General features: G+C 39.3%; 10 protein-coding genes and 1 pseudogene. 4 read left to right on the forward strand and 7 right to left on the reverse strand.

The window, feature by feature from the left end; translation table 11 throughout:
• Nucleotides 1-352: 352 nt before the first annotated feature.
• Nucleotides 353-553, forward strand: a pseudogene (locus J3P37_RS23135) (winged helix-turn-helix domain-containing protein); the annotation flags it as partial.
• Between the two features lie 127 nt (nucleotides 554-680).
• Here J3P37_RS23135 and J3P37_RS13495 read toward each other — a convergent pair.
• The 6 genes from J3P37_RS13495 to J3P37_RS13520 form a co-directional block, all read right to left on the reverse strand.
• Entirely contained in the window at nucleotides 681-944 is a 264-nt protein-coding gene (locus J3P37_RS13495) for a hypothetical protein (protein ID WP_256011793.1), read from the reverse strand.
• A 209-nt stretch (nucleotides 945-1,153) separates the two neighbouring features.
• Nucleotides 1,154-1,732, reverse strand: coding sequence for a DUF2971 domain-containing protein (locus tag J3P37_RS13500; protein ID WP_256011794.1), 579 nt, complete (start codon nucleotides 1,730-1,732; stop codon nucleotides 1,154-1,156).
• A gap of 238 nt (nucleotides 1,733-1,970) precedes the next feature.
• Complete coding sequence (locus J3P37_RS13505; protein ID WP_256011795.1) at nucleotides 1,971-2,606, reverse strand: hypothetical protein; 636 nt, start codon at nucleotides 2,604-2,606, stop codon at nucleotides 1,971-1,973.
• Between the two features lie 430 nt (nucleotides 2,607-3,036).
• Nucleotides 3,037-3,897, reverse strand: coding sequence for a restriction endonuclease (locus tag J3P37_RS13510; RefSeq protein WP_256011796.1), 861 nt, complete (start codon nucleotides 3,895-3,897; stop codon nucleotides 3,037-3,039).
• Between the two features lie 102 nt (nucleotides 3,898-3,999).
• Entirely contained in the window at nucleotides 4,000-6,519 is a 2,520-nt protein-coding gene (locus tag J3P37_RS13515) for a UvrD-helicase domain-containing protein (RefSeq protein WP_256011797.1), read from the reverse strand.
• 667 nt (nucleotides 6,520-7,186) lie between these two features.
• Nucleotides 7,187-8,137, reverse strand: coding sequence for an Rpn family recombination-promoting nuclease/putative transposase (locus J3P37_RS13520; RefSeq protein WP_256011798.1), 951 nt, complete (start codon nucleotides 8,135-8,137; stop codon nucleotides 7,187-7,189).
• A 304-nt stretch (nucleotides 8,138-8,441) separates the two neighbouring features.
• Here J3P37_RS13520 and J3P37_RS13525 point away from each other — a divergent pair, with 304 nt between their 5' ends.
• The 3 genes from J3P37_RS13525 (at nucleotide 8,442) to J3P37_RS13535 (ending at nucleotide 11,728) form a co-directional block, all read left to right on the forward strand.
• Nucleotides 8,442-9,221 (forward strand): tetratricopeptide repeat protein, encoded by a 780-nt coding sequence (locus tag J3P37_RS13525; RefSeq protein WP_256011799.1) that lies wholly within the window; start codon nucleotides 8,442-8,444, stop codon nucleotides 9,219-9,221.
• Between the two features lie 325 nt (nucleotides 9,222-9,546).
• Nucleotides 9,547-11,082, forward strand: coding sequence for an AAA family ATPase (locus J3P37_RS13530; RefSeq protein ID WP_256011800.1), 1,536 nt, complete (start codon nucleotides 9,547-9,549; stop codon nucleotides 11,080-11,082).
• Entirely contained in the window at nucleotides 11,063-11,728 is a 666-nt protein-coding gene (locus J3P37_RS13535) for an HNH endonuclease (RefSeq protein ID WP_256011801.1), read from the forward strand. Before J3P37_RS13530 ends, J3P37_RS13535 begins: the two co-directional genes overlap by 20 nt.
• Nucleotides 11,729-12,389: 661 nt before the next feature.
• Here the strand turns inward: J3P37_RS13535 and J3P37_RS13540 are convergent.
• The gene (locus tag J3P37_RS13540; protein ID WP_256011803.1) at nucleotides 12,390-13,286 is read right to left on the reverse strand and encodes an FRG domain-containing protein; all 897 of its coding nucleotides are present in this window, start codon (nucleotides 13,284-13,286) and stop codon (nucleotides 12,390-12,392) included.
• Nucleotides 13,287-13,320: the final 34 nt, after the last annotated feature.

A 13,320-nucleotide genomic window follows, 5' to 3' on the forward strand; every position in this document is an offset into this window, starting at 1 on the left:
ATCGGGAAGACGAGTGATAAATGGGACATGAAGTCAGCGTTTAGGGATTCTGGCTGCAAAATTCGATAAAAAGGTTTTGCTTGTTCTTCTTCCGCTTTGAAGTTATAATGTTTGTTATGTATTAGTTGCTTCACAATTGTGATAAGGTTTAGGTTTGCCAGCAGTAGAGGTACTGTTGGCATTTTCTTTTTTAGAACGGATCTTATGGTTAATCTAACCAGCCTTAATTGTCAGAACTCGAAATAATGTTAATTGTCTTCTACTAAAATAAGTTTACAGTTTTTGAGATAAATTTATTTCAAAAATGAATGAACACATTCAAAACAGAGGGTATTGAGTACTAAAGGACAGAAAAGGGCGAGGAAGACGTAGTGCAGTATCAGATGAGCAAATGACTAGGATTAAGGAATTTGTACTATGGACCGGGCCTTTACTGGCACAATGGATTAAAACGGAATACGGGCTAGAGTGCCAAAAGGCTCAGGTTTACAATCTTTTGGAGAAAGTAGGGATTGTCTTTAAAAAGAAAGCTGGTTTGATATTAAAAGTGTAATTATTTAATGAACTTTCACCAAAAGTGACGAAGAGCCAGTTTGCAGCGGAATATCCAGCTAGGACTTTTCATGCAAAAATCAACTGTCTCATCTTAAAAAAACTTTACAGACACCAGACGTCTCTGCTTAACCTCTTGCCAAAATTTCAGCTTTTATTTGTTCTACTTGTTCGGTTACTTCCTCCAACTCCTTTCTATAGTTGATTTCGTTTTGCGCAATTGAATATCTATCTATTATTTTTGTTCCTTCAAGTAAAAATTTATCAACATCTTCTGAGAAAAAAGCACGCATCTGTTTGTTGATCAAAAGAATTAATTCAGCAAGTAGCAAGATTTCTTGGTTTTTACTAGGGACGTTATACTCCTTAGCTTTATGATTAGCCGAGAACATTGAATGAGACTTGATTCAAATTCCGCCATCTTTTTATTCTTCTCAAAGCAGGTTGTCAGTTACTCCGATCTGATCGATGACACTATAGTGAAATATTTTCACAATGTGCGGTCATACTATATCCCAAAGGATTAATATATTTTCATCTAGCATGGTTTGAGATCTATTTGTTGCTTCGTTTATAGCTGAAAAGAATAGAAACTCTACCATCACATATAGGATTGAGCCTTTATGATTTCTATCGAAGGGTTTATTCTGTCTATAACATCTCTAATAAAGCTATAATCTTGATTACTCATAGCTCGTCCTGTAATAACCTGACGAATTTGCACATCGACATAAAATTTATCACTAACAAACACCCGCTCTTCTTCTTCGTATGCCCAAACGTTTAATTTGTGAGAAAGAATTTCCTTAGGAGTATCATTTTCAATCTGGCCATTAGTAAGATATGCCAATCCTGTATATTGAATTGGTCTAACATCGTATCGCGCTCGATCAATTGTCAAACCAATCGCGACTCCTCTATGACCTTCAGAATAGTGTGACCACATTAGCTCATTGTCGTTTTTCCGTGATAAAGAACACAGCCGTAAGTTACCTTTGTCATCTTTTATTTTTCTTTGTATGCTTTTGTCCAGTTCTCCTCTGTTATAGTAGTACTGTCCCTCCATTGGATCGTTTAATTCCACATACTGAGAAGCATATAAGCGATTTCTTAGTATTATGTCTGTGAAGAATCTAAAATTTTGAACTCCTCTGTATTTAAAAAGTAATTTTTGTTCCATGTTAATTGTGATAATCGATTTCTAATATAGGTTATTAAGGACTAATTCGCTGCCTATTCAAGATACCTTTATCACCCGCATTTTACGGCCAGCGCTGTCTGGATTGACAATTGAAATATCGGCCAGAAATAGGCCACTAACTTCCTTGACCACCTTCTTCAAACAATCTTCGATAAAGCTACGGTTATGCTTAGGGGGTAAGTCGATTGCCATGAATAAAAAATTGTATTCGTCATGCTCATAGCGCGTTGTGTGTTTTGACCATTTCGTTAACCACTAATCCATCAGCAAGCGCCGGGGTCATGATGTATTTTTTGAAATCTCCTATAGCGTTACCGAAATGCAAACAATTTTCTTTGGTTAAGCGCTCAATCGGCGTTTTCTCGAACTCAAAATCATAATTTAGGACTTCCTTACCTTCCGGCACAATTAGTCGTCCATCTTTTTCTTCAAGGTTAATTGGCAGTTCAAAGCCAATCAAATAAGCTTTATTATGCAGCAGCTGATTACGGAGCCTGATCATCTCCTCTATTTTTTTGAATGATGCTGCATCTTCATTCATTTGAAATTCACCGTTAGAAATGATGTGTGGCAGCATGAGTAACTTGTTTTTGAAATTCATGTTTAGATACTGCTCCAGGTAAACTTTATAGCGGCCAACTCCGAATTGCTCGATGCAATAATCAGCAAGCAGGAAATTTATGGAATATTCAAGGGTAGCAGAACATAGAGTAAAAAAGCCGAAATATAGATATTCCGAGGTGGAGCCAGCCCGTACATCTTTATACGCGGCCCGCATCTTTTTGAAGTACTCTTCTGTACCGTTGTATAAATAATAGCTTTTACTACCGGTCAAGTTCAATCTAAGCTTCATGTAAGGTTGATCCATAACTTGTACAATTGAATATTCAAACGTACGACGATTTAGTGGAACTTATCTTTAAGATATATACCTTAAAATGCCTTTCTCTGCGAGTAGATTAAAGTATTTTTCTTTTAATATGCTCCTTAACCCTCAATTAGCTCTCGCATCCTCTTTAATTCATTTGAAATCGGTGAACTTTTGTAATTCCATTCGTGTTTTTCTAGAATTTCTGATTTGATAAATCTGGTTCTGTCTTAAAGAATCTGTTTAATGACAATACTATTGAAGGGGACTTTGAAGAATTTCAACAGCGGGACTACAGTTTTTTTTGTAAGCTGAGAATTTTCTCCCGGAACTCGTTTGGAACAACAAATACATTGCTTTAACCTCTTTTTTCGATGTCGTTGAATTAAAATGATCTTCGTCATAATCTCTCATCTTAGCAGTCTGGCGGTAAATGCCATATCAATCCACTTTTTGATAAGGTAAGTTTCCTCTTGTCAAACAGTTCATTCATGATCATCCATACCTGATCGATCAATGTAAAAGATCTTTTGGAGCTTTCGTCAATTTCTGCAAAGAACCCAGTGATCGCTATTTTTTCGAAGGAGATCTCGCTATCCGATAGTTTCAAGAACAATTTGCGGTTGAGTGGATATTCTATTGTGGTTGTCTTTAAAAGTTCCCCTCTATTTTGTACTTCTTTTGAAAATTCGGTTAGGAATTCACTTAACGAAATGGTGTTTCTGCTAGCATCATGCAATTGTACATCGTGCATGGCGAGCAGTTCATCCTCGTCAGCAACAGTAATCGTCTTGCCTCCAAAATTTATGCTGGTCACAACTCCACGTGAGATGATTGCTTTAATATTAATATCCAGCACTCCAATTTCGAACGTTTTTTTGAAGTCCACATCATTTTCTCCTGCTTCCCAAAGTTCGACAAGCTTTATACCCTTATGCTCTGCATAAGTCAGGGTATCCCTTGTAAATCCTGTTTTACAAACGATTATCCCCTTTTCAATCTCGGCATCTTCCATGACGCACCTAAGTTTCATCACGGTATCATTTGTGACTTTTTCCTTTAAGAACTTGCATTCAATGGCTGTTCGATGTTTTTTTTCGCCATCCGACTGCTCTGTCAGAACATCGATCTGATAACTTATTCCCGATTTGCCCTTAACCTTGCAATTCCTGCCATACCCAATCACCTTAACCCCATATTTTCTGCCAAGCGCTCCGTAGATATATTGTGTAATGGCTTCGTATTCTTCCCAGTTTAATTCATTGCTTTGAGACATAATTTTTGAATTGATAATTCCAGATTATAGCAGGCCATTGAAAGATGGACATTTATTATGGCAATAGGGATTGGTACTATCATAAAGCTAAACATTTGAAACTCAACTAACATTACTTCCTACCATTGGCAACTTGCCCTCACATTGAGGATAATTCGAGCAGCCGTAAAATTCGCTATAGGGCCCGCTTCTTTTCACCAATGCACCCTGGCACTCCGGACACTTTAATCTCCGGGTATTTCCGGCACTTTCTCCCTGCATCAACTCTAAAAGAAATTTGCTGGGACTAACCGCATTGTATAACAGGTAGTTCTTATGTCTGGCCCGGGTGATCGCTACGTAAAACACACGGCGTTCCTCTGCATTTTCAAAATTATCACCTTCATGAAGGAGGTAATTCAATAAAGGGTCATCTGCTATTTCAGAAGGAAACCCGAGCGGGCCGGAGTCTACATCCAAAAGGATAGAATAATCGCAGGTCATTCCCTTAACACGATGAGCGGTATGGTACTCTATAGTAAGTGAAGGATAATCAGATTTGAGAGTCCGGAGCCGTGTTGGTGCATTGTGATGGTAACGGCCAATTAAATAGACCTCGGCATTTTGCTTTAGCCCGTAAATTTCATCCAATAGCATTCGGATCTGCATCTCTTTGGCATCTGTATTACCCATCGTGTCAGAACTGATGAAAGCGAAACTATCTCCAGTTGCTAAACGATCAGACTTCAATACCTTCCGGAGCTGCGCAGGGTTTTTCTGGATAAACTCGCTGGAAACCTTTAGTATCTGGTCATTAAAGCGATAAGTTTTTAGAATAGACGTCTGGCTGGTAAAACCAAAATGCTGTTCAAACTCAGTGATAATTGAAATATCACTGCCGGTGAAGCGAAATATTGATTGCCAGTCATCACCCACAGCATACAGCTTCACATCCGGGTTTTGTTTTCGAAGGCCTTTTAATAATTCATACCTGCCAAGCGACATATCCTGAAACTCATCAACTAAAATGTATTTATAAGCTTTTGTGAATTCACCATTGTTGAAATGAGAGCTTGCCTGATTGATCATATCATTAAAGTCAACCTGAGAAGTTTCAGATAACCGTTGTTGATATTGATAATATATAGGTTTAAATACATCAAGAAAGACAGTCGACCGCTTGTCTGCTCTATCAATCGTTACATTTTCCGGCACTTGCCCGTTTGCCTTCATCAATTGTAAGAATGTATAAATAAGATTAATGAAATCTTCAAAATGGGGTGATTTTCTGACAAGAGCTAAGATTTCTTCCGGGTTACGTTCCTTTAAAACGACACCTTTCTCCAGCAATCTTTTCTTCAAATTAGCAATTAACGTTCCTTCTTTATTTTCAAATGAATGAGTCTTGATAAGCGTAGTGGCGTACTTAGTATGAATCCCTTCCTTCCAGAGTATACCGGCGTGGTAAGTTTCCCTGGCCGTTTTGTATGGATGTTTCGAACTAAACCACCCGGGTACATTGCCATCCCGGTCAATGCCGAGATGCTCATGCCAAATATCATAATCTGTTAGATAGAAATCAGGATGATAGGAGCTGAATTGTGCCTGACGATCTTCCGGTTGCAAGGGGTAGTGTTTTTCATATTCGTAATTTATGCCAAACAGGCAGAAAAAATTGGCGATCTTCAATTCTTCCTTGCTATTTACTGTTATGCCGTCTAATGTTACGTTTTTAAAGCTCTTCTCATGTTTAATAAAATCGTTTCTGGTCTTAAAGTCGAATTCGTCTCGCTCCGGACGATCGAAAAATGCAAGAAAGTTGACGGCTTTCTTCTGAAAACTTCGGTCTGTTAAAAATAATCTGTCAAAAGTTTCCTGTAAAAAGACTTTTGCTTGCTGATCATCGCCATTAAAAGCCAAGTGCAATTCATCGGATGAACAGTGTCTTTTTACCAGGTATCCGAAACTATTAAAAGTTCGGATATCAAGCTGGTCGATATCCGGAATGTTCCTGCAGAATCGCATGCAGCGCTCCTTCATTTCAATTACTGCATTCTTAGTGAAGGAGATGATCAACAGTTCATCCGGTTTAGCCAATCCTTTTTCAAGTAAATATGCCACCTTGCCGGCTATTGTTGTGGTCTTGCCCGTGCCGGCCCCTGCAATCACAAGGTTGTTATCTTCATCCCGGACAATGGCTTCAACCTGATCTCCTGATAAAGGATACTGCTCAAGCGAATTAAACAAGTAGGCGTAAACAGCAGCTTCCTTTTCTACGAACTCGTTGTTGTACTGTCGGCGGATCGAACTCACAGTGTCGAACGTATTCACAAATTGTTTGATGACAGAAATGTAATCGTCCGATGACTCTAAATTATGAAAGCCAGGTGCAATAAGTTTGCGCAGATCCTTAAAAGTCTCTACAAAGGACTGCTCATCGCGAAATGAAAAATATTTTTCGAAGTTCAGGAGTTTATCAATCGCCGCATTTGCATCTCGAAGCCGGTTTCTCAGTGTAAGCAAGTGCTTTACTTTCTTTCGGTTAAGCCAGCCCTCATAAAGAAACCAAATCCCTACTATTGAGATGCAGAATATTACAACTTTAAGAATTGCTGGAATGTTATTTCGATTCTTGCGAGGCATAGAATGACGTAGAGGTTTATACCGAAATAAGTGCGGAATTTGATGTAATGATCAATTATCTGTAGTGGCGGCTAGATGTAATTCTCGGGTGTTTTTCCTTGCTTTCACACAGAATAGCAATGAACTTGATATTTGAATTGTTTATCTGTAAGCACATTTCCGGGTTGACTGAATCTGATATGTCACCCTGTGAATGACAGTAGCAATGCCTGGCAGCATCCTTAAATTCATTGCCGAGATTTAACTCCAAGATATGCCCCTTTAACAGGCTTTCATTAAATGTCTTTTGCATGGTATGGTAATTAGCAATTTACCGTTCCGGGATTGAATTTTAGAACCAATAGCGTTTGGGCGCAGCTATAATTTCTGTAATTGTTTCCCGGTTTTTTTAAACTTTAAGAGCAAATATAGTTGATTGCCTGCATGTTGAATTTTTAGGGGGAACAACAGGCGCTATTTCGGACTCAAACCTAAATTCATTGTCGCCATTTGTCCATTGACATTTACTCACTAATTATGTTGTATCTGTCGTCGCTGGTAGTTACATGACCCAAATGATATGAGGGTTGTTAATGGGGCAAAGGTTGGGAAAAAGATGGAAAGCATAAGGGCACACGCCGCACGGCCTGCCCCGGCAAGTACAATATAGTATAGGACAAAAATTTTCTTACAATCGCTCAATGTCTTCAATAGAGAGCCCAGTAGCTTTGGCGATGTCAGCAAGAGAGATGTTCATGTTTTTGAAATTACGGGCGGTGGCAAGGATCTGTTCTTTAGCGGCAGCCTCTGCCTGTTCAGCTCTTTGCCGCTCTTGCTCAACTCTGGACAAGGCCTCTTTTATTTCCATCGCCGCTTTATCTCTTTCTTTTTCCACAGCTTTCTCAACTGCCGTTTCCACCGCAAAATCAAGCTGATTTTGCCTGTCCCATTTGTCTTTTAAACTAGTTTCGTATAACATGCGTTCCTCCTTTGTTAATGCTGCAACCTCTGCTATTTTAAATATAGGCCTCTTTACAAACCTGGGAATATCAACAAATTTACTCAAATGCTTAATTACAAACAACCATTGCTCCAGATCGGTTTTAAGATCATCTTCGGCTTTGTCAAAAGCCGCCAGCTGGATGTAGATAAAACCAAGCTTATTGTAAAACTCTTTTCCGGTTTCGTTATCCATCAAACTTACCCGGCGGATGTACTGCCCGGGAAGGTTGTCCTCAAAAGAGAACCGGTCCATCACCGCTATCACATACAGTGGGGGCAACTCGTACTTCCATAAGTCGACGCCTCCCTTAGGAGCAAGGTCGCTGATAAAACGGGAAGAATAATACAGGCAGCGATCTTTGAAGAATTTCTGATCGGTGCATTGTAATTCTACCAGGAAATAGTTCCCTTGATCGTCTACACAGGAGATATCTAAAATCACCTTAGCCGTATTCTTATCTTCCCCCTGATGCTCATTCTTGAGAAAGACCACATCTTTAATCTTGTGTTTCCCGATAAAAATATCATTTAGGAAAGCTATCAGAAGAGGTTTATTGGGCTCACATCCGAATAGCCGTTTAAAGCCGAAGTCGGAGGTGGCGTCAATATACTTGCCTGGAGGTATTAACATCGTCATCGTTTTGCGCAGTAAAATACAAGTTGCTGAAATCGATGACCATGACGGCGGTCATAAAAATCATTGTTTTACAACTTACCCTTCAGCATTTACCATCAAGCAAGATTTTGAGGCTGTTTTTAAAGTTTGGGAAAGATCCAATGCTTCTGGTTGTTAATAATTTTATTTTAAAGATAAAATATTAATATTTCCATCTTTTTCTATATTTGGCATACCGGCCCTTATCCTATTGCTAACCAATCATTACAATACCATAAGATCTTCCGGTTGATGAGTTATTAAATTACTGTTGACAGTTAATTTTATGGGATACTTACCCAATCTTATACCTGAGGAGCGTAGGGTTCTGAAGGAATATTTTAGAGCCGGTAAAGGTAAAGATGCGCCGAAGATCAAATGGCCTCTTGCCACGTACTTACTATCAGCGCTATTTTTAATAGCTGCCCTGGCTTCTCTCGTACATCCTATTGTTTTTATTGCTTTTGCTAGCTTGTCATGGATTATATCCCCTCTAGGACACAAATGGCTTGAGCGAAAATTCCGGTTTAAGTTTCTGACAAAAGTAAAACTGACCTTCTGTGCGGCTATGTACATAGCTATCTTACCACTTGCAGCTTATTACAATACGCAGGATGAAAAGGAAGCCAGCCTGTTGAAGATAAAGGAAGCTAAGGAGCTGAAAGAAAAAACTCTTGCTGAAAAGCGTGATAAGCTGAGAAAAGATAGTCTGGATCAGATCCTGAATGAATCCCTGGCGAATAAGCAGTCTTCAGAATCTTCACTCCGGCAACTCGTTTATGCTTACAGACTGGCAAACAGCAGAAGTGATAGCGACCAGATCGACAAGGTCAGTACAGAAATAAAGCTGGAAAAAACGAAACGTCTGGTAGATGCCGGTAAGTTTAAAACGGCCCTACCGGTGATAGCAGAGATCATGGAGGTATCTCCGGATAATTCCGAGCTATACTATTACCGGGGATTGTGCCTAAGCAAAACAGGACAGAAAAGGAATGCGGTTGCTGACCAGTCTAGGGTGATGGAGATGGGCAATGAGAGGGCTTCCAGGTTGTACAACAAAGGTTAATCCAGTAAAAAGGAGAGTTGCCTATTACGTAACCCGGTGCTGCGACCGAACTACTTCCAGTGCGAAAGGTCGCGGAACATGCTCCTGGCACGGAGGGGTCTGTGAATGGAATGACTCCTATCCCTAGGGTTTTCCATGATTAACCTGCTATACTACCTGCCACACTCCCAGGCAGGTCATGCTTTATGCTGTCCTCAAACAAGCTTGAAATGTACCGCATTCGTCGCATTTTCTGCACTAATGAACCGACGATAAGTCTAAATTTTATTGATAAAAATAATATCATTAATTTCATACATTTAAAACCTAAACTTATCATTACCATATGCCTGGATTTAAGCTGGTCAGTTTGATTTTGAAAGATAGTCCCGAATATGATGCGGGCAGCTATCAGTTCCTGACTGCTAAGACAAGTAATAAGCGCACTGCTCAGTTAACCACTTTAATCATCGGGCCCAACGGTACCGGCAAAAGCCGACTGCTAAAGATTATCATTGACATTTTCAATGACTTGTATAACCTTAAAACAGACGGCAATGACAACTTCAAGTTCAACCAGTACTATTTTCTCACTTACCAGCTTAATGAAAGCGAGTATACCGTTGAGAATCTCAAAGGCAGTCTGAAGCTCGAAAAAAAAGGCCAGGAAATCAAAAACATTAGACAGCTTCCGCTTCCTGCAAAAGGAATAGTCGCCGCTTTCAGTTTACATGAGCGATTCACGCCCAAAAAAGCATTCTCAAATAAAAATGCTTATCGCCATAAAACTCGGTATGATAATGACTTTTATGAATATTTGGGCATTAAAACGGAAAGGAATTACACCTTTTCCGGTTCAAATATTAATAAATCAATCGATCTGATTACAGAAGCACTGGCTGATGAAGGGTTTCAGAAAGATCTTGTCCATGTTTTTGAACTTTTGGATCTCAATCCCTTTCTTGTAATTGAATATAAGGCACAAAAGAATAAAGACCTGTTTAGAAAGCTGATTGAGCAGCCGGAAGACCTGATACATATCATCAATAACATCAGCCATCAAAATAGCTTTTCATTTGGTATGCTGACCAAGATAAGAGATGGCGATAAACACTTCCTGCAGATTGTTGCTGACAGCATTAATGATGTTAAAGAGTTCATGAACGATCGGCTTTCTTATCATATCGAACTTACTTTCGATAAAAGCCGAAACATAGAATTCCGGCAGCGGTACAAAAGCCTTTCGTTGCTAAAAAGTCTTGGACTGCTTAATTATGGAGAAATAATAGTCTTTAAAAAGAACAATAGGCCTAGCGTGTTAGCCGATCAATTACTTTTAAGACATATGAGCTCTGGGGAAATTCATATACTGACTTCGATGCTTAGCCTGAGTGCCGTAGTGCAAAACAACTCGCTTGTGATAATCGATGAGCCGGAAATCAGCCTTCACCCGAACTGGCAGATACGTTTTGTCGAGATTATCAACAACATTTTTAAGATGTACAAAGACTGTCACTTCATTATCGCCAGTCATTCCCATTTCTTAGTCTCTGATCTCAATCCCGACTCTTCTTCAATCCTCGTATTAAACAAAGATGAAGACAATAAAATCGTACCAGAGCTCCTGGATTTTGACACTTACGGGTGGTCTGCAGAAAATGTCCTATACAATGTATTTGGCGTCGCAACATCTCGTAATCATTATTTTGAAATGGAATTGAGGCGCATGCTGAAGATAATTTCGTCGAACTCTACCAGCGCAAGCGACAAGGTAACCGTCCGCCGCACTGTCGAGAAGCTAAGCAAGTTCAATATTACCAAGGATGATCCTCTAAGTCTATTGCTAAACGAAGCCAAAAAGTATGCCGCCAAATATCAGTGATAGAATCCATCTTTTTCAGATCATAGGCGAAACTTTCAGCTATACCGTTGCCAAGCAAGGCTTTATTACTTCCCTAAATCCTCTTACATCGGCCGACTGGGACAAAGGCTTAGAAGATACTGGCAGAGCTAGAGGTTTCGTTACAAAGCGTAACGATTTGAAAGCCTATATCAAGCAGCAACTTGAATTGATCCAGCATCCGCATTGCATCTACTGCGGGCTACACAAAAATATCGTGGGAACTTTACAGCGTGAACATATCGCTCCTAAAGACCTCTACCCGGAATTTTTGTTTGAACCCGAAAACTTGGCATTAGCTTGTGCAAGCTGTAACGGCTTTCAGAAAAAGAACAATACAAATACCGTTTCAACATCAAACGTTATTTACAGCAGGTGCCGCTTCACTATCATCCATCCATACCGTGATGATTACCGCAATCACTACGATATGGATATTACAGGAAATGAAATAATTATTAAAGCTAAAAAATACTCCAGGAAAGGAAAAGCAACAATCAAAATGTTCGGGCTTGACGAACCTCATCAGGCGCAAATGCGAGGCGCATCATTAATGCAACGCTATGTCCCGGTCGATGTTGATCTTCAAAAGCTCTTAGACGCTGCGTTAAAAAAGGATTACTACTAGCGAATTCCAGCCTTATTTAATCGCTTAATCAGACTATGCGAATCATACCATAGCTTAACGGTTTATTTAAAATGATTAATTCCTTTGCACGATACTATTACATAATTCAAATTTCACTCAGTTAAAGCGTGCTTCAGCGAGGTCTCACCAATCAAAACTAATTTCTGTATTAAGGGAAGAGAATGTAGGCGCTTTCACAACCTGCATGAAGGAAGAGTAGAAAAGACTATTCTTAAGAAAAAGAGAGCTGTCTACCAGCAGTTTTCTTCTCTCAAAGTAAAACTCAGACGAATACGAGAGACGTAAGGTGAATTTTATGTTATACGATGACGGGTGTAGAATCTTAAATCAAAAAAAAACCAAGTGGTCTAGCCGGCTTGGGTCTTGATCAATAAAGTAAGGGTGCCGTAGCGACCTAGTTTACTTTCGTCTAGCCATCCTTATTGAAGTGGGTTCACCTGCTTTAAACATTGAAGTGCAAGTTTCTCCAGATCAGATGTCTTCATAACCATTCAAAATTTTATAATTATCCCGGAATGTCTGGCGAACAAATAGGACCTTTGTTAGGTTAAGTTAAGTTTGTAAAATGGTTATATGTTGCGGAATATCGTATCAGTGAAGTTTTCGCTTCAATGTGCAAGGTAGTCCAATAGGATCGGCACTATGCCAGGCATTTAGCTTGATTTTCATCATCATTAAGTGGATCTAGCCTACTAATAAGATCATCATACCTTGCATCCAATCTATTAATCATTTCTTCGTTCAGATCCATAGCTTTACCCCTAAGGTCTGGATAAACGGAGAAGTGCGTTAGCCCTGATGCTCTAAGTTCTCTATACGTACAAAGAATGTATTCATTGGGGATGACAATTTTATGAATATGCTGCTCTTGCCAGTAAATTGACTCGAGATCTACCGAGTGCGAACCAAATAATATAAATACACCTTTTTGAGCAGTAATTCTTCTATCGTCAAAACTTGTTTTAATTGCTAGTGGCGAGTACATTTTTTCGAGAAACGGCCTCCAACTTTTGTCTATTTCAATTATTTCGTCCAACCCATGTGCTTCCTCATTGATAGTGAGCGGATTAATGCAATAAACAGCAGCATCATAATCAGCGAGGTCATAATCCATTACAGGCATTTCATTACAGGCCTTATCTGGTGGGTATTTTATCGGCCGCTCTGATAAAGCGAAAAATAATGCTACCTTAGGGTCTCTACTAAAATCCAAAAGTCTAGTGTTTATACCATAATGTTGCATTAGGTAAAGGCATTCCATATCTCCTAAATGCTTGTCAGGATAAGTAAGCTCATATAAGTGTTTGAATTCATTCCGTAACGCCCATTCGTTAGGCATGACTACGTCTCCTCTAGTTAGTTTGAAGTCACGTAATTTTTCAGTCAGTGGCCTAATCCTTTTCTTTAGACGGTGCAAGGATGGTTCTAGTCTAAAATTTGCACTTGAATGTCCCCTAAACCACATTTGGTCCCCGTTCTTTTGAATTTCGAGAATCGTATTTTCATACTCCTTTAAGTTTGTGATACGGTGTTCCATATTTATTGATTATTGATCATGAAAACTCTGTTGA

This window comes from Desertivirga xinjiangensis, from assembly GCF_024436435.1.
In the GTDB taxonomy this organism is placed as follows: Bacteria; Bacteroidota; Bacteroidia; order Sphingobacteriales; family Sphingobacteriaceae; genus Desertivirga; species Desertivirga xinjiangensis.